The 15447-nt window shown below is 73.3% G+C and carries 17 protein-coding genes; 8 read left to right on the top strand and 9 right to left on the bottom strand.

The genetic code is table 11. From position 1 onward, the window contains the following. Nucleotides 1-372 precede the first annotated feature (372 nt). From phaR to ACVMLK_RS11925, 3 genes are all read left to right on the top strand, one after another. Nucleotides 373-984, top strand: coding sequence for a polyhydroxyalkanoate synthesis repressor PhaR (phaR, locus tag ACVMLK_RS11915; protein WP_198365396.1), 612 nt, complete (start codon nucleotides 373-375; stop codon nucleotides 982-984). 123 nt (nucleotides 985-1107) lie between these two features. After that, nucleotides 1108-1557, top strand: a complete 450-nt coding sequence (locus ACVMLK_RS11920) for a helix-turn-helix domain-containing protein (protein WP_457486510.1) — start codon at nucleotides 1108-1110, stop codon at nucleotides 1555-1557. A 155-nt stretch (nucleotides 1558-1712) separates the two neighbouring features. Then, a complete protein-coding gene (locus ACVMLK_RS11925) occupies nucleotides 1713-3167 on the top strand; it encodes a multicopper oxidase family protein (protein ID WP_457486511.1) in 1455 nt (484 codons plus the stop codon). A 52-nt stretch (nucleotides 3168-3219) separates the two neighbouring features. On the opposite strand, the gene ACVMLK_RS11930 is transcribed toward ACVMLK_RS11925, so the two are convergent. The 3 genes from ACVMLK_RS11930 to ACVMLK_RS11940 all read right to left on the bottom strand — a co-directional run bounded on the left by ACVMLK_RS11930 (nucleotide 3220) and on the right by ACVMLK_RS11940 (nucleotide 5670). Further along, nucleotides 3220-4617 carry an amidase family protein gene (locus ACVMLK_RS11930; RefSeq protein ID WP_457486512.1) on the bottom strand — a complete coding sequence of 466 codons (1398 nt, stop codon included), beginning with the start codon at nucleotides 4615-4617 and terminating at the stop codon, nucleotides 3220-3222. 73 nt (nucleotides 4618-4690) lie between these two features. After that, complete coding sequence (locus ACVMLK_RS11935; RefSeq protein ID WP_422922645.1) at nucleotides 4691-4969, bottom strand: hypothetical protein; 279 nt, start codon at nucleotides 4967-4969, stop codon at nucleotides 4691-4693. A gap of 107 nt (nucleotides 4970-5076) precedes the next feature. Then, nucleotides 5077-5670 carry a TlpA family protein disulfide reductase gene (locus tag ACVMLK_RS11940; RefSeq protein WP_457486513.1) on the bottom strand — a complete coding sequence of 198 codons (594 nt, stop codon included), beginning with the start codon at nucleotides 5668-5670 and terminating at the stop codon, nucleotides 5077-5079. Between the two features lie 117 nt (nucleotides 5671-5787). Between ACVMLK_RS11940 and argH the strand changes: the two genes are divergently transcribed. Together argH and ACVMLK_RS11950 are read left to right on the top strand one after the other, a co-directional pair. Further along, nucleotides 5788-7116 carry an argininosuccinate lyase gene (gene argH, locus ACVMLK_RS11945; RefSeq protein ID WP_457486528.1) on the top strand — a complete coding sequence of 443 codons (1329 nt, stop codon included), beginning with the start codon at nucleotides 5788-5790 and terminating at the stop codon, nucleotides 7114-7116. Beyond that, a complete protein-coding gene (locus tag ACVMLK_RS11950; RefSeq protein WP_198365402.1) occupies nucleotides 7113-7253 on the top strand; it encodes a hypothetical protein in 141 nt (46 codons plus the stop codon). The genes argH and ACVMLK_RS11950 overlap by 4 nt, the downstream gene beginning before the upstream one ends. On the opposite strand, the gene ACVMLK_RS11955 is transcribed toward ACVMLK_RS11950, so the two are convergent. The 3 genes from ACVMLK_RS11955 to ACVMLK_RS11965 form a co-directional block, all read right to left on the bottom strand. Beyond that, a complete protein-coding gene (locus tag ACVMLK_RS11955) occupies nucleotides 7219-8175 on the bottom strand; it encodes a formate/nitrite transporter family protein (RefSeq protein ID WP_457486514.1) in 957 nt (318 codons plus the stop codon). The two genes, ACVMLK_RS11950 and ACVMLK_RS11955, sit on opposite strands and share 35 nt — an antisense overlap. A 70-nt stretch (nucleotides 8176-8245) precedes the next feature. Continuing rightward, nucleotides 8246-8782 carry a 2'-5' RNA ligase family protein gene (locus ACVMLK_RS11960; protein ID WP_457486515.1) on the bottom strand — a complete coding sequence of 179 codons (537 nt, stop codon included), beginning with the start codon at nucleotides 8780-8782 and terminating at the stop codon, nucleotides 8246-8248. 22 nt (nucleotides 8783-8804) lie between these two features. Beyond that, nucleotides 8805-9548 carry a sulfite exporter TauE/SafE family protein gene (locus ACVMLK_RS11965; protein WP_457486516.1) on the bottom strand — a complete coding sequence of 248 codons (744 nt, stop codon included), beginning with the start codon at nucleotides 9546-9548 and terminating at the stop codon, nucleotides 8805-8807. Between the two features lie 89 nt (nucleotides 9549-9637). On the opposite strand from ACVMLK_RS11965, the gene ACVMLK_RS11970 reads away from it, so the two are divergent. Together ACVMLK_RS11970 and ACVMLK_RS11975 are read left to right on the top strand one after the other, a co-directional pair. After that, the gene (locus ACVMLK_RS11970) at nucleotides 9638-10534 is read left to right on the top strand and encodes a LysR family transcriptional regulator (RefSeq protein ID WP_457486517.1); all 897 of its coding nucleotides are present in this window, start codon (nucleotides 9638-9640) and stop codon (nucleotides 10532-10534) included. Between the two features lie 75 nt (nucleotides 10535-10609). After that, the gene (locus ACVMLK_RS11975; RefSeq protein WP_457486518.1) at nucleotides 10610-11242 is read left to right on the top strand and encodes a YceI family protein; all 633 of its coding nucleotides are present in this window, start codon (nucleotides 10610-10612) and stop codon (nucleotides 11240-11242) included. A 43-nt stretch (nucleotides 11243-11285) separates the two neighbouring features. On the opposite strand, the gene ACVMLK_RS11980 is transcribed toward ACVMLK_RS11975, so the two are convergent. From ACVMLK_RS11980 to ACVMLK_RS11990, 3 genes are read right to left on the bottom strand one after another with little or no spacing between them, the layout of a single operon-like run. After that, entirely contained in the window at nucleotides 11286-12173 is an 888-nt protein-coding gene (locus tag ACVMLK_RS11980) for a prephenate/arogenate dehydrogenase family protein (RefSeq protein WP_457486519.1), read from the bottom strand. Between the two features lie 5 nt (nucleotides 12174-12178). Continuing rightward, complete coding sequence (gene hisC / locus ACVMLK_RS11985; protein ID WP_457486520.1) at nucleotides 12179-13267, bottom strand: histidinol-phosphate transaminase; 1089 nt, start codon at nucleotides 13265-13267, stop codon at nucleotides 12179-12181. A 4-nt stretch (nucleotides 13268-13271) separates the two neighbouring features. After that, nucleotides 13272-14144 carry a chorismate mutase gene (locus tag ACVMLK_RS11990; protein ID WP_457486521.1) on the bottom strand — a complete coding sequence of 291 codons (873 nt, stop codon included), beginning with the start codon at nucleotides 14142-14144 and terminating at the stop codon, nucleotides 13272-13274. A gap of 153 nt (nucleotides 14145-14297) precedes the next feature. Between ACVMLK_RS11990 and metX the strand changes: the two genes are divergently transcribed. Beyond that, a complete protein-coding gene (metX, locus tag ACVMLK_RS11995; RefSeq protein WP_422922655.1) occupies nucleotides 14298-15437 on the top strand; it encodes a homoserine O-acetyltransferase MetX in 1140 nt (379 codons plus the stop codon). Nucleotides 15438-15447: the final 10 nt, after the last annotated feature.

A 15447-nucleotide genomic window follows, 5' to 3' on the forward strand; every position in this document is an offset into this window, starting at 1 on the left:
CCTGGATGCGCGGCGCCGAGCGCGGCGGCCAGCGAGACCTGCGCCGCCCAGGCCTCCGCCAGTTCGCGATCCGCGGCCAGCGCCGTGATCTCGCTCTGCCACAGCGTGATCCAATCCTCTGCCAGCCTCTCGAGCGTGCCTTCCGGGTCGTCCGCCCCGGTCCCCGCGCTGCGCGACATACCGATCCTTCGTTGCGGCGCCCCGCCTTGCCGGCCTCACCGGGAATCCGCCTGGCGCGCGCCGGAACATAGCGCCGGATGGCGCGCGCGAAAGGGCGGGCGGGATCGTTGCGCCACCAGACGCTTGTCGCACTGCGGGATGTGTCATGCTAGCGTCCTCGCATCGCTCCAGCGGGACCGGGAGGAAGAGAGCATGGCCGAGCAGGCGAAGCAGCACGTGGCCGAGGACGCGACGAGGCCGACGGTTGTCATCAAGAAGTACGCCAACCGCCGGCTCTACAACACCGAGGCCTCCTCCTACGTGACGCTGGAGGATCTCGCGCACATGGTCCGCGACGGCCGCGACTTCGTCGTCTACGACGCGAAATCCGGCGACGACATCACCCGCGGTGTGCTCACGCAGATCATCGTCGAGGAAGAGGCCAAGGGCCGCAGCCTGCTGCCGACCTCCTTCCTGCGTCAGCTCATCGGCTTCTACGGCGACAGCCTGCAATCCCTGGTGCCGCGCTATCTGGAGGCCGCCATGGGCACCTTCGCGCGCCAGCAGGAGCAGATGCGGGTTTCCGTCGAGCAGGCCATGGGCAACTTCAAGCCCATGGTCAATCCGCTCGCCGGGCTCGAGGAGGTCAGCAAGCAGAACATGGCGATGATGGAGCGCGCCATGACGCTGTTCAGCCCCTTCCCGCGCCGCGACTCCACGCCCGGCGCGCCGGCGGAGGCGGATGAGGTTGCGGCTCTGCGGGAGGAAGTACAACTTCTGCGGCAGCGTCTGGCGAAAGCCGAGAGCAATTCGGGAAAATCCTAAGGGATCCCTCTGAATCGAGTTGAATTATCACGCGATTGTTAGAAGAGGCCGAACGATCTGCGACAAAGTTTGCGCAGGCTTATCCTATTTGAGGTTGAGAACATCGCTTCCTGGATGAGCAGCATGGCCGCAACCGACGTGGATGACATCGTGGCAGGGCCACGCGCACTGGGCGAGGAATCGGAGGATCCCTCGACCCAGCGCGCCAAGCAGGCCGACAAGCATGTGGGCGCGCGGATCCGCGAGCGCCGGCTGATGCTGGGCCTGTCGCAGCAGCAGCTCGCCAGCATGATCGGCGTCACCTACCAGCAGGCGCACAAGTACGAGCGTGGCCTGAACCGGATCTCCGCCGGCCGTCTCTTCGAGATCGCCGCCGTCCTGGCGGTGCCGGTCTCCTGGTTCTTCGAGGGCCTGGCGGAGGACGGCTCGGCGCAGCCCCTCGGCGTGCGGCAGCGCATGTGCCTCGAACTGGCCCGCAACTTCGCGCTGATCGACAACGAGAAGCACCAGGAGGCCCTGAGCCAGATGGCCCGTGCCCTGGCCGCGCAGTCGCAGGGCCGCAGCCTCGACTGACAGCGGGGGGTTGTCCCCCGGCCGGCCGTTCCTGCGAACGGCTCGCAACCAGCAGGACTTTCGCCGGAAGCGGGGCTAGGGTCGACCTCAGACCTTACCCGCCGCCGGAGTCCTGGCATGATCTCCTCCTCCATCCCCGGCCGCGCGCGCCGCGCATGACCGGGTTCTCCTCCCTTCGGCGCCGTGGTCTGCTCGCCGGGCTGGCGGGGCTCGGCCTGGCGAGGGCGGCGCCTGCCCAGGCGGGCCAGCAGGCGGGGCAGCGGCATGAATGGCATTTCGTCGCCGCCGAGCGGGAAGCCCGCCTCCTGGGTCCCGAAGGCCCGGCCTCGCGCATCTGGAGCTATACGGACGGCCTGCTGCCGGTGCTGCGGATCCGGCAGGGAGACAGCATCCGGGCCGTGCTGGAGAACCGCCTGCCCGAGCACACCACCATCCACTGGCATGGCGTGCGCGGACCCAACGCCATGGATGGGGTGCAATACGTCACCCAGCCGCCGGTCGAGCCGGGACAGAGCTTCACCTACGACATCACGCCGCCCGACACCGGCACCTTCTTCCTGCATCCGCACTGCAACGAGCCCGGGCAGGTCGGGCGCGGCCTCGCCGCCGTGCTGGTGGTGGAGGGCGACGAGGCGGAGCCCGCCGATGCCGATATCGTCCTGGCGGTGAAGGACTGGCGGCTGGCCGGGGATGGCGCCTGGCTGCCCTTCGTAACGCCACAGGGTGCCGGCCGGGCGGGCACCTTCGGGACGCGGCGCGCCGTCAACGGCCGGCCGGACTTCTCGGTCACGGTGCCGGCGCATGGCGATGTGCGGCTCCGCCTGCTCAACCTCGATGCCACCCGCACCCTGACGCCGCGCGTGGAGGGGGCGGAGGCCGTGGTGATCGCCACCGACGGCAATGCCCTGTTGCCGCCCGCCCCGCTCGAGGGCTGGAGGGTCGGCGCGGCCATGCGGCTCGATCTGCTGCTGCGCGCCCCGGCGGCGGGCGGGACCGTCACGCTCCATGACGACTTCTCCCGCACGCCCTGGCCGATCGCGCGCCTCACCGCCGCGCCCTCCACCCGGTCGCCGCGCCCCTTCGCGCCGCGCGGGCTGCGCCCGGGCCGCGTTCCGCGCGCCGACCTCGCGCGCGCCGAGCGGCTGCCCTTCGCCTTCAGCGCCTCGCTTGGCCTGCCGGGAACAGCGCCGGGGGATATCGCCGGCCTGCCGCTGGAGGACCCCTTCGCGCAGGTGCTGCTGGACAGCCTCTGCACCGGGCGCCAGACCTTCTGGGCGATCAACAAGTCCACCTGGCCCGGCGGCGCGCAGGGCGACCACCGCCACCTGCCGCCGCCGCTGGCCGAGCTGAAGGCCGGCCGCAGCTACATCTTCGAGCTGCACAACACCACGCCGCACCCCCACCCGATCCACCTGCACGGCCACACCTTCGAGGTGCTGTCGCTCTCGCGCCAGGAGGGCCTGCCGAGATTCCTGGCCGACACCGTGCTGCTGCAGCCGCGCGAGCGCGCCGAGATCGCCTTCGTGGCGGCGCCAGGCAACTGGATGTTCCACTGCCACGTGCTGGAGCACCTGGAGACCGGCATGATGGGCTGGTTGCGGATCGGCTGAGGCGCCGCCGACGGTTCGACCATCCGTTCCTGGGGCCGGCGGCGCCGTTCCGTCAGGCAGTGGCGGGGTCGCAGGGCTCGACGCCGGGGCCGGCCGCCTCGATCGCCGCGCCGGCCGCCAGCAGCAGGTCCTCGCGGTAGCGCCCGGCGATCAGCTGCACGCCCATCGGCGCGCGCCCGCCGCTGGTGGCGACGGTGAGGCCGGGCAGCCCCATCAGCGGCAGCCCGACCTGCACGAGCTGCGCCTCCATCACCCGGTCGAAGGCGGCGGGGGATTCGATGTCCAGCAGGTCGGGGAAGGGCGGCTCGGCGCAGACCGGCAGCAGCAGCACCGGATAGTCCCGCAGGAAGAGCTGCCACTGCCGGGTGAAGCCGGCGCGGGCCTGCAGCGCGTCCTGGAAGGCGTCGAGGTCGGGCGCCGTGGCCAGGCGCTCCATCTGCACCAGCACGAAGCGGGCGTCCGGATCGCCCTCGCGCTCATAGGCGGTGTTGCCGTTGCGGCGGGATTCGGCCAGCCAGAGCATGGCCTGCAGCCGCGCCGGTTCGCGCAGCGGCGGGCAGGCGGTTTCGACGATGCTCCAGCCCGCCGATTGCAGCCGCAGCGCCGCGTCGCGCAGCGCCTGCTCCACCTCGGGCTTCGTCGCCAGGCCTTCCGGGCGGATGCAGAGCGCGGCGCGCTTCGGCATGGGCGGCCCGTCCAGCGGCGCCGGCACCCACCAGGGGTCGCGCAGATCCTCGGCCGCCATGGCGGCGAGGGCGAGGCGGATATCGGCGATGGAGCGGGCCAGCGGGCCGGAGACCGCCATCAGCTGGGCGCCGATGGCGCGCTCGGCGCCGGAGGGGTTCCAGGCCGGGATCCGGCCCAGCGTCGGCCGCAGCCCGTGCACCCCGCAGGCATAGGCCGGGTAGCGGATCGAGCCGCCGATATCCGTGCCATGGCCGATGGCGCCGATGCCGGCCGCGACCGCGGCCCCGGCGCCGCCGGAAGAGCCGCCCGGCGTCAGCGCCGGATTGCGCGGGTTGCGCGTATGGCCATGCAGCGCGTTGCGCGTGAACCAGCGCAGCGAGAAGGCCGGCGTGTTGGTCCGCCCGATGATGACGGCGCCGGCGCGCCGGAGGTTGGCCACCACCGGATTGTCCTCGGTGGCGACCAGCTCCCGCTGGATGCGCAGACCATTGGTCGTCGCATGGCCCTTCTGGTCGACATTCACCTTGATGGTGACCGGCACGCCGGCGAGCGGCCCCGCCGCCTCGCCGCGGGCCAATGCCGCATCCACCGCGTCGGCGGCCGTCAGGGCCTCCTCCGGCATCTCCTGCACCACGGCGTTGATGGCCGGATTGACGGCGGCGAGACGCGCCAGGGCGTCCTGCGCCACCTCCCGCGCCGAGATCTCCCGCGCCGCCACGCGCGCCGCGATCTGATGGGCCTCAAGGCGCCAAAGTTCCGTCATGCCAGCTCCCTCATCCATCCGGATCCGTCGGGCGAGTGTCGCGCCGGGCGCGGCGGCCGTCGAGAGGGGGCGCTCAGCCCTTGCGCGGCTTGCGGCGGCGCGGGGGCGGCGGGGCGATCCGCGGCGCGGCATCCTCCTCGCCGATGCTGGCCGGCTCCTCCTCCTCAAGGGCCAGCGGCTCCGCCGCGAGCGGCGGCGCCGGGCCGCGCACGGCGTCGAGGCAGTCGCGATACGCGGCCAGGATGCCGGCGGCATCGCGCGGCGCGTCCTCCGCCCGCAGCACGAGCTGCAGCAGGGCCAGCGCCACCGCCTCGCGACTGTCGCTTTCGATGACGATGCTCGGTCGGGGCATCCGGATCTCCTCTCGGCTGTTGCGCCACCGGCGAGGCTAGACCCTGGCCTCCGCCGGAAGAAGCGATGATCGGGAGGGCCGCCGGGGCGACCCAGGGGCGCGCCCGGTCAGGTCGTGTCCTGGCCCTCCGCCAGGGCGCGCAGCCGCGCCAGGAAGGCCGGATGGTCCCAGGCGGCGGCGCCCTCCAGCCGCGCCACCTCCCGCCCCGCGCGGTCGACGATCAGGCTGGTCGGCAGGCCGCGCGAGCCGGCGGCGCGCGCCGCCGCGCCCTTGGGATCGAGCCAGACGCCGAGGCTGCGCACGCCGGTGCGCTGGTAGAAGGCCTCGACCTGGGCGCGGCCGCCCCGGTCGGAGGACAGCGCCAGCACCACCCAGCCCTCGGGGCCGAGCGCCTGCTGGGCGCGGTCCAGCGCCGGCATCTCGGCGACGCAGGGCGGGCACCAGGTGGCCCAGAAATTCACCAGCACCGCCTTGCCCCGGAAAGCATCGAGGCTGGCGGGCTGTCCCTGCGCGTCGGTGAAGTCGAGCGCGGGGGCGGGGCGGGGCGGGATGGCCTCCAGCTTGGCGAGGCCTTCGGGGGCCTCGCTGGCGGAGGGCTTCGGGCCCGGCGCCGCCGCAATCCCTTGCCGTGCCCGAAGCAGCGTGGTTAGGGTCGCCCCGGCCGCGAGCAGCGAGAGCAGAGGGCGGCGTCCGAGCAACACGAGGCAGATCCTTCCTTGTCCAGTTCCAATGGGTCCAGCTCCAGCGGGTCCAGTTCAGGCCGCAGCCAGGGCAATCAGCAGTGGGGGGGGCGCTACAGCGCCGGCCCCTCGGCCATCATGGAGGCGATCAATGCCTCCATCGGCTTCGACCGCAAGATGTGGCGGCAGGACATCCGCGGGAGCCTGGCCCATGCCGCCATGCTGCGCCATGTAGGGATCATCTCGGCCGATGACGAGGCCGCGATCAGGGAAGGCCTCTCCGGCATCGCCGCCGAGATCGAGGCGGGCGACTTCCCCTTCAGCGAGGCGCTGGAGGACATCCACATGAACATCGAGGCGCGGCTGACCGAGCGCATCGGCGAGGCCGGCAAGCGCCTGCACACCGCGCGCAGCCGCAACGACCAGGTGGCGCTCGATGTCCGCCTCTGGGTGCGCGACGCGATCGACGGCATCGACGGCCAGCTCGCCGACCTGATGCGCGCCCTCACGGAGCGCGCCGACGAGCACGCGGCGACGGTGATGCCGGGCTTCACCCACCTGCAGCCGGCGCAGCCCACCACCCTCGGCCACCACCTGCTGGCCTATGTCGAGATGTTGGGGCGCGACCGCTCCCGCCTCGGCGACTGCCGCGCGCGGATGAACGAAAGCCCGCTGGGCTCGGCCGCGCTCTGCGGCACCGGCTTCGCCATCGACCGCCACATGACCGCCGCCGCGCTGGGCTTCGACGGGCCGATGCGCAACAGCCTGGACGCCGTGGCGAGCCGCGACTTCGCGCTGGAATTCCTCGCCGCCCTGGCGATCTGCGCGACGCACCTCTCCCGCTTCGCGGAGGAGATCGTGCTCTGGACGAACCCCTATTTCGGCTTCGTCAAGCTGTCCGACGCCTACACCACCGGCTCCTCGATCATGCCGCAGAAGCGCAACCCGGACGCCGCCGAGCTGGTGCGCGCCAAGGTCGGCCGCGTCTCCGGCGCGCTGATCGGGCTGCTGACGGTGATGAAGGGCCTGCCGATGACCTATGGCAAGGACATGCAGGAGGACAAGGAGGGCCTGTTCGACGCGGCCGAGACCATGGCGCTGGCGCTGGCCGCGACCGCCGGCATGGTGCGCGACATGAAGGCGGACGGCCCCCGGCTGCGCGAGGCCGCCGGCGCCGGCTTCTCCACCGCGACCGACCTCGCCGACTGGCTGGTGCGCGAGCTGCGCCTGCCGTTCCGCGACGCGCACCACGTCACCGGCCGCCTGGTGGCACGAGCGGAGGCGCGGGACGTGGACCTCTCCGGCCTGTCGCTGGAGGAGCTGCAGGCCGAGGAGCCGCGCATCCATGGCGGCGTCTTCCATGTGCTGAGCGTCGAGGCCTCGGTCGCCTCGCGCACCTCCTATGGCGGCACGGCGCCGGTCAATGTCCGGCGCATGGCGGCCGAATGGCGGGAGCGGCTGGCATGAGGCGGGCCCTCCCGGCGCTGCTGGCGCTGGCGCTGCTGCTGCCGCTGCTCGCCGCCTGCGGCCGGCCCGGCCCGGTGCGGCCACCGGGGCCGCCGGACCAGATCACCCATCCGCGGGCTTATCCGAGTACGAAGTAGGCCGCCGCCGGGAGGCCGGGTGCGCCCTGGCCTCCCTGTCCGGCATCTCCTGCCAGACCTGGACATGGGCGAGCAGGGCGAAGAGGGCCGAGCCGCCGATGACATTGCCGGCGAGGAAGGGCAGCAGGTAGGTGGCTGCGCCGTGCAGCAGGCCGATCCGGCCCTCGAAGACCAGCAGGAAGATCTCCACCGAGCCGGCCACCACATGGGACAGCTCGAACAGGGCGATCAGGTAGGTGATCAGCACGATCGCCCAGAAGCGCGCCGCCTCGGCCAGCGGCAGCATCCAGACCAGCAGGGCCATCATCCAGCCGGAGAGGACGGCGCGCAGGAAGGCCTGCCACGGCGTCACCTCGATCATGTGTTCGGAGATCGCCTGCGCTCCCTTGGACACGAAGCCGGGCAGGAAGCCCTCGGTGGCCAGCACCCCGGCGAAGATGGCGGTGCCGGCCAGATTGGCCACCAGCACCACGGACCAGTTGCGTGCCAGGGCGCCCAGGGACTTGCGCGTCGGATGCGCCAGCACCGGCAGCACCGCCGTCAGGGTGATCTCGGTGAACAGCTGCTGCCGCGCCAGGATGACGATCAGGAAGCCGACCGTGTAGCCCAGGCTCTCGACCAGCGGCCGCCAGGGCGCCTCGGGGAGCAGCGCGTGCAGCGTGCCCTCGGTGGTGATGGAGATGCCGATGGAGAGGCCGGCGGCGAGGCCAGACCACCAGAGCCCCTGCCAGGGGCGGCCCAGCTCCTCGACGCCCTCCTGCCGCACCACCTCGTAGATGGCCAGCGGGCGGAGCTTGGCATGCTCCTCGACCTCCTCCTCCTCGTCGGGCGTCAGCGGCCCGCCGCTGCTCTCGATCTCGGCATCGGACTTCGCGTCCGCCCGGTCCTGGTCGGCCTGGGGGCGGGGGGTGGGGTCGGTCATGGGGGATCTCGCGGAGCTTCCCGCAGCTAGCGCGGGCGCGGCCATCCGGGTTGCAGGCGCATGCCGGCCCTCAGCCCGCGCCGGGTGCCGGCGGCGGTGCCGTGAAAGGGAACCGCCCGCCCGCCTCCCACGGCCCGCCGCGATAGTGCCAGAGCAGCAGCGCCTGCGCCGTTCCTTCCCATGGCGGCAGGCTCTGCCGCAGCGTCTCGAGAAGGGCGCGGGCCGCCTCGGGCGTGACCTTGTTCTGCACCGTCGCATGCGGGCGGAAGCCCTGGCGGTCCTGCGCGCCGAGCCAGGGCCGCCAGGCTTCCGCCAGCCCGGCGCGAAGGCGGTGCAGCGGCGCGCTCTCCACGGCGATGGCGGTGCCACGCCCCAGGCTGCGCGGGCCGGTGAAGGCCAGGGGCAGGACCGGCGTCGCCGCGGCCACGGCCGCGAGCCGGGCGGTGATCGCTTCGAGCGCCTCGCCGGGGAGCGCGTGGAACAGGGTGAGATGCGCCGGGGTCCGGTTGCGCGCGGGCGGGAAATGCCTCCGCCGCAGGGCCTCCAGCCGGGCGAGGCTGGTGGCGTCGGGTTCCAGGCTCAGGATCAGCGGTGCCGGTTCGGTCATGCCCTCCAGATGGGAAGGCGCCTCAGCCTGGCCAGGCGAGATGCAGGCCCAGCGCCAGCAGGCCGAGGAAGAACAGCCGGCGGAACAGCCGGGGCGAGAGGGCCAGCCGCCGCCCCGCGACCATGCCGAGCAGGGTGGGCGGCACCGCCAGGGCCGAGCCGAGCAGCGCGTCGCCGCCGAGCCCCGCGCCGCCGGCCAGGCCGCCCGCCAGGGCCAGGGTGGCGGCGGTGAAGCAGAGGCCCATCGCCTGCAGCAACTCGGCGCGCTCTAGGCGCAGCGCCTGCAGATAGGGCACCGCCGGCATCACGAAGACACCCGTGGCGGCGGTGATGACGCCGGTGACGAGCCCGGCCAGCCCGCCACCCCAGCCCTGGTGGCGCAGCGGCAGGGCGAGGCTCCGCTCGGCCAGGCCGAACAGGCCGTAGAGGATCAGCGCCAGCCCCAGGACCAGCCGGGCCTGGCCCGCGTCGGCCTGGCCCAGCCCGATGCCGAGGGCGACGCCGAGGGCGGTGCCGGCCAGGATGCCGGCCAGCAGCGGTGCCAGCCGACGCAGCAGGGCGCCCAGCGCGCCGCCGGAGGCGGCCTGCCAGAGATTCGTCAGGAGCGAAGGCAGGAGGAGGAGCGAGGCCGCCTGGGCCGGCGGCAGGAACAGGCCGAGCAGGCCGATGGCGACCGTCGGCAGGCCGAGGCCGATGACGCCCTTCACCATGCCGGCCAGGAAGAAGCAGAGGCTGATGGCCGTCCAGAGCAGGATCTCGGTGTTCATGGGGGGCAGCTTGCGCCGCCGGCCGGGGCGCGCACAATGCGAGGCTGGGCAAGGCAGTCTTCGCCCATGACGAAGGCAGGGCCCGGCCTATGCATTTCGACCTGACCGATCTGCGCCTGTTCCGCGCCGTGGCCGAGGCGGGCAGCATCACCGCCGGGGCGGCCCGCAGCCACCTCGCCCTGGCGGCCGCCAGCGCCCGCATCCGGGGCATGGAGGAACAGGCCGGCCTGCGCCTGCTGGAGCGGGGCCGGCGCGGCACCCGCCCGACCGCCGCCGGCCTGACCCTGCTGCAGCATGCGCAGCAGGTGCTGGACCAGATGGCACGGCTGCGCGGCGAGCTGGCCGAGCATGCCGGGGGCGCGCGGGGGCTGGTGCGGCTCTGGGCCAATGGCGCGGCCTGCGGCGAGATCCTGCCGCGCGTCCTGCCCGGCTTCCTGGCGGCCCATCCCCGCATCGACATCGATCTGCGCGAGCGGCCGAGCCCGGCCATCCTGGCGGCGCTGATGGCCGGCGAGGCGGATCTCGGCATCGCCGCCGACTGGGCGCTGCCGGGGGTGGAGGGGCTGGACTCCGCGCCCTTCCGGGGCGACCGGCTGGTGGTGATCCTGCCGCGCGGCCACGCGCTGGCGCGGCGGCGCGGCCTGCGGCTGGCCGAGCTGCTGGGCGAGGACTTCATCGGCCTCGGCGCCGAGAGCGCGCTGCAGGCGCACCTGGCCTGGCAGGCGGCGGCGCGGCTCGGCGGGCACCTCAGGCTGCGCGTCAGCCTGGGCGGCAGCGATCCGGTCTGCCGCATGGTCGCGGCCGGCGCCGGCATCGCCATCCTGCCGCGGAGCGCGGCGCTGCGGCACGCGCGCAGCCTCGCCATGGTCCGGCTGGCCGAGGACTGGGCGGTGCGCGAGCTCAGGCTGTGCTGGCGGCAGGGCGGCGCGCCGAGCCCGCAGGCGCAGCGGCTGCGCGAGCATCTGGCGGCCGGCGTCGATGGTTGATTCCCGCGGCGCCGTCGCCACCTCGGGCCGAGGCGGGGCGTGGCGCCCCGCCGGAATCATGCCGGGAAGCATGCCGTGAACAAGATTCTTTCGGCCGGGCTGCTGCTTGCCGCCCTCGCCGCCTCGCCGCTGGCTCTCTCGCCCCTGGTGGCGCAGCCGGCCGCGTCCTTCAACCGCGACCCCGCCGCCGTCCGCGCCGGCACCTATGTCCTGGATTCCGATCACGGCAAGATCACCTGGACGGTCGATCACTTCGGGCTCTCCCGCTACAGCGGGCAGCTGACCGAGGTGCGGGGCGAGCTGACGCTCGATCCGGCGGCGCTGGAGCGCTCCAGCCTTCGCGTCACCATCCCGATGGGCAAGGGCGGCACCCTGCATGAGGGGCTCGACCATCATCTGCGCGGCGCCGATTTCTTCGATGTGGAGCGCCACCCCGAGGCGCGCTTCGTCTCGACCCGGATCGAGCGCACCGGCGAGCGCACGGCGCGCATCACCGGCGATCTGACGCTGCGCGGCGTCACGCGGCCGGTCAGCTTCGAGGCGGTGTTCAACGCGGCCGGCGTGCACCCGGTGAGCCAGCGCTACACCATCGGCTTCGACGGCCGCGCCACGCTGCAACGGTCGCAGTTCGGCGTCGACTACGTCATCCCGGCGGTGAGCGACGCAGTGGAGCTGCATCTGGAAGGCGAGTTCCAGATCGTCGAATGAGCCGACCCGGCAGGTCCGGGGGGCGCCGCGCCGCCCGGGCCGGTCAGGCCTGCTTCATCTCGATCAGGCTGCGGCGGATCTTGCGGCCGCGCCGGATGCGGTCCTCGATGAACTCCGTCTCGTTCCAGCGCACGGCGCGGCCCAGGGCGTGGGCATCCTCCGAGAAGCGCGCCAGCATCTCCAGCAGCGCCTCGCGGTTGTTGACGAAGATGTCGCGCCACATGTCCACGTCGCTGGAGGCGATGCGGGTGAAGTCCCGGAAGCCGGAGGCGGCGAACTTCAGCACCTGGCCGCGCGTCTCCTGCGCCAGATCGTCCGCCGTGGAGCAGATGGTGAAGGCGATCAGGTGCGGCAGGTGCGAGACGATGGCCACGACCTTGTCATGCGTGGCCGCGTCCATGCTCTCCAGCATGGCGCCGGCGCGGCGCCAGAGCTCGGCCACCTTCTCCACCGCCTCCGTATCGGTGCCGGGCGGCGGTGTCAGGATGAAGTAGCGGCCCTCGAACAGGGTGGCGAAACCGGCATCGGGGCCGGAATGCTCGGTGCCGGCCATCGGGTGGCCGGGCACGAGATGCACGCCGTCGGGCAGCAGCGGCTGCAGGTCGCGCAGCACCGAGCCCTTGGTCGAGCCGGTGTCGGTCAGCACGCAGCCGGGCTCGAGATGCGGCGCGATCTGCGCCATCAGCCCGGCGAAGCTGCCGACCGGGGTGCAGAGGATCACCGCGTCGCAGCCGCGCACGGCGGCGGCCGCGTCCACCTCGACCACATCGGCAAGGCCCAGCTCGCGCACCCTTGCGGCGACGCCGACGCCGTGGTCGCAGGCGACGATCTCGGCGGCGATGTCGCCCCGCTCGCGGGCCAGCCGCGCGATGGACGAGCCGATCAGCCCGAGCCCGATCAGGCAGAGGCGGCGGAACAGGGGGGCGGCCATGCCGCTTATCCGGCCGCCAGCGCGTCGATGACCATCTGGCACTCCTCGGCGGTGCCGATGGTGATGCGCAGGCAGCGCGGCAGGCCGTATCCGCCCATGCCGCGCACGATCAGCCCGCGCGCCTTGAGCCTCTCATCCGCCGCCCGCGCCGCCTCGGGCGCGCCGAAGTCGCAGAGGATGAAGTTGGTCTGGCTCGGCCAGACGTCGATGCCCGCGCCGCGCAGCGCCGTGCTCATCCGCTCGCGCCATGCGCTGTTGTGCGCGACGCTCCGCTCCACCCAGCCCGGCTCCGCCAGCGCGGCGACGGCGGCGGCCTGGCTGGCGGCGGCGACGTTGAAGGGCCCGCGCGCGCGGTTCAGCACGTCGATGATGTCGGCGGGCGCGTAGCCCCAGCCGACGCGCATGCCGCCCAGGCCGAAGATCTTGCTGAAGGTGCGCAGCATGATGGTGTTGCCGGCGGCATCCACCAGCGCCTCGCCGGGATCGTAGCCGGGGGCGGTGACGTATTCGGCATAGGCGCTGTCGAGCACCAGCAGGATGTCGTCGCGCAGGCCGGCGCGCAGCCGCGCCAGCTCGGCATTCGGCAGCAGCGTGCCGGTCGGGTTGTTCGGGTTGGTCAGGAAGACGAGGCGGGTGCGCGGGCCCACGGCGGCCAGGATGCCGTCGATATCGGCCTGCATCCCGCCGCCCTCCGCCGGCACCTCGGCCACCTTCAGCACCCGCGCGCCCGAGGCGCGGCCGGTGATGTCGTACATCATGAAGCCATAGGCCGACATGATGACCTCGCTGCCCTCGCCGGCATAGGCGAGGCAGAGCAGGGTGATCAGCTCGTCCGAGCCGTTGCCGCAGACGATGCGCGCGGGGTCGAGGCCGAAGCGGGCGCCGATCGCCTCGCGCAGCGCGCGGGCATTGCCGTCCGGGTAGCGGTGCGCCTCGCGCGCGGCGCGCGCGACGGCCTCGATGGCGCCGGGCGGCGGACCGAAGGCGCCCTCGTTGGAAGAGAGCTTGATGATCCGGTTGACCCCCGGGATCTTCGACTCGCCGCCGACATAGGGTTCGATCGACAGGATGGTGGGGCGCGGCGGCACGGTCATCGGCTCATTCTTCCGGCTCGGGCTCGGCATAGGCGCCGAGGATCTGCAGATGGGGGAAGGGCAGGGCGGCGAGGCGCGGATCGCCCGCCTCCAGGAAGCCCTCGACCACGGCCAGCATGGCCGGCTCCGGCTGCTCGCGCCACAGCAGGGCCAGCGGCGGCAGGCCGGCGGCCTCCAGCGCGGCCCCGAGGGCGGCGACGGCATGGTCGCGCGGCTGGCCGGGCACCGGCACGAGGCGCAGCAGGCTGTGGTCGCGCCCCGTCGGCTCCGGCGGCAGGGCGGCCACGACACAGGCGCCCGGCGCGGCGCCGGCGGCCAGGAAGGGCAGGGCGGCGACCACCTGCAGGCGGGGGGCCTGCATCCGGGTCCACCAGGCCGCCTCGGCCGGCTCCTCCTCGCACGGGGCCGGCAGCACCGCCAGGCTGGCCTCGCCCCGCTCCAGCGCGGCCAGGGCGAGGCAGGGGGTGGGATGGGGACGCAGCGGCGTGAGCCCGCCGAAATGGCCGCGCGCCAGCCCGGCCAGCGCCTCTCCGGGCGCCACGGCCACCGAGAAGGGACCCTGCTGCGCCAGGGAGGCGGCAATGATCTCGCGCCAGACCCGCAGCACCACTGTCCGCCGCAGGGCGCCGCGGTTGCGGGCCAGCAGGCGGCGCAGGATCGCCGCCTCGCGCCCCGGGCGGAAGATGGCGCCGCCGCCCTTCGCCCGCCCGCCGGCCATCTCCGCCACCAGATCGGCGCGGCGCATCAGCAGATCGTGCAGGGCATCGTCGAGGGTGTCGATCCGGGCGCGCAGCGTGGCGAGGTCCGTCGCCGCGGGCGGCGCGGAGGAGGCCGGGAGCGGCGCGGCGGGCGGCGGTTCGGCGGTCGGATCACGCATCGGCCGCCAGCAATAGAGCCCCCCCGCCCCGCCGCCAAGCCGGAAGCCATCCGGCCCCGCTGGAGCCGGCGGCGGGATCGGGCATGATGGACCTGAGGCGCCCGCCATCTTATTGCTTGCGGCATCATGAGTCAGGCGCAGCCGATCCCTTCGATGCCCGCCGCCCCCGGCGCTTCCGTGGCGCACCGCCATGTCCGCTTCCCCGAGGGGCTGGCGCTCGACTGCGGGGCGGTCGTCGCCCCCATGGACGTGGCCTACCGCACCTATGGCCGGCTCAACGCCGCGCGCAGCAATGCCGTGCTGGTCTGCCATGCCCTGACCGGGGACCAGTACCTGGCCGAGCGGCAGCCGCTGACCGGCAAGCCCGGCTGGTGGGAGGCGATCGTCGGGCCCGGCCGGCCGATCGACACCGATCGCTACTTCGTCATCTGCGCCAATGTGCTGGGCGGCTGCATGGGCTCGACCGGGCCGCGCAGCCCGCGCGACGGAACGGAGGACGGCGAGCCCTGGGGCATCGACTTCCCGCCCGTCACCATCCGCGACATGGTGCGCGCGCAGCGGCTGCTGGTCGGGCATCTCGGCATCGACCGGCTGCTGGCCGTGGTCGGCGGCTCGATGGGCGGCATGCAGTGCCTGGAATGGGCGGCGACCTTCCCGGAGATGGTGCACGCGGCGGCGCCGATCGCGACGGCGACGCACCACAGCGCGCAGAACATCGCCTTCCACGAGGTCGGCCGCGCCGCCATCCATTCCGACCCGGACTGGCGGGGCGGCCGCTACTGGGAGGATGGGCGGATCCCGGCCAAGGGCCTCTCCGTCGCGCGCATGGTGGCGCATATCACCTATCTCTCGGAGCAGGCGCTGACGCGGAAGTTCGGCCGCCGGCTGCGCGGCGCCTCGGCGCTGAACTTCCTCGAGGATGTCTTCGAGGTGGAGAGCTACCTCCGCCACCAGGGCAGCACCTTCGTCCGCCGCTTCGACGCCAACAGCTACCTCACCATCACCCGGGCGATGGACTATTTCGACCTCGCCGCCGAGCATGGCGGGGATCTGGCCGCCGCCTTCCGCGGCACCCGCACGCGCTTCTTCGTGGCGAGCTTCAGCTCCGACTGGCTCTTCCCCACCAGCGAGAGCCGGCAGCTGGTCCGGGCGCTGAACGCGGCGGCGGCCAATGTCTCCTTCATCGAGATCGACTCCGACAAGGGCCACGACGCCTTCCTGCTCGACGAGCCGGAATTCCACGCGGCGCTCGGCGGTTTCCTGCGCGGGGCGGCGCGGAAGCTGGGACTCTGAGCGCCCTCCC

This window comes from Teichococcus aerofrigidensis (assembly GCF_054073225.1).

Coding starts and splice junctions, on each gene's coding strand:
- phaR (WP_198365396.1), top strand. CDS start 373: ATGGCCGAGCAGGCGAAGCAGCACGTGGCCGAGGACGCGACGAGGCCG.
- ACVMLK_RS11920 (WP_457486510.1), top strand. CDS start 1,108: ATGGCCGCAACCGACGTGGATGACATCGTGGCAGGGCCACGCGCACTG.
- ACVMLK_RS11925 (WP_457486511.1), top strand. CDS start 1,713: ATGACCGGGTTCTCCTCCCTTCGGCGCCGTGGTCTGCTCGCCGGGCTG.
- ACVMLK_RS11930 (WP_457486512.1), bottom strand. CDS start 4,617: ATGACGGAACTTTGGCGCCTTGAGGCCCATCAGATCGCGGCGCGCGTG.
- ACVMLK_RS11935 (WP_422922645.1), bottom strand. CDS start 4,969: ATGCCCCGACCGAGCATCGTCATCGAAAGCGACAGTCGCGAGGCGGTG.
- argH (WP_457486528.1), top strand. CDS start 5,788: ATGGAGGCGATCAATGCCTCCATCGGCTTCGACCGCAAGATGTGGCGG.
- ACVMLK_RS11950 (WP_198365402.1), top strand. CDS start 7,113: ATGAGGCGGGCCCTCCCGGCGCTGCTGGCGCTGGCGCTGCTGCTGCCG.
- ACVMLK_RS11955 (WP_457486514.1), bottom strand. CDS start 8,175: ATGACCGACCCCACCCCCCGCCCCCAGGCCGACCAGGACCGGGCGGAC.
- ACVMLK_RS11960 (WP_457486515.1), bottom strand. CDS start 8,782: ATGACCGAACCGGCACCGCTGATCCTGAGCCTGGAACCCGACGCCACC.
- ACVMLK_RS11965 (WP_457486516.1), bottom strand. CDS start 9,548: ATGAACACCGAGATCCTGCTCTGGACGGCCATCAGCCTCTGCTTCTTC.
- ACVMLK_RS11970 (WP_457486517.1), top strand. CDS start 9,638: ATGCATTTCGACCTGACCGATCTGCGCCTGTTCCGCGCCGTGGCCGAG.
- ACVMLK_RS11980 (WP_457486519.1), bottom strand. CDS start 12,173: ATGGCCGCCCCCCTGTTCCGCCGCCTCTGCCTGATCGGGCTCGGGCTG.
- hisC (WP_457486520.1), bottom strand. CDS start 13,267: ATGACCGTGCCGCCGCGCCCCACCATCCTGTCGATCGAACCCTATGTC.
- ACVMLK_RS11990 (WP_457486521.1), bottom strand. CDS start 14,144: ATGCGTGATCCGACCGCCGAACCGCCGCCCGCCGCGCCGCTCCCGGCC.
- metX (WP_422922655.1), top strand. CDS start 14,298: ATGCCCGCCGCCCCCGGCGCTTCCGTGGCGCACCGCCATGTCCGCTTC.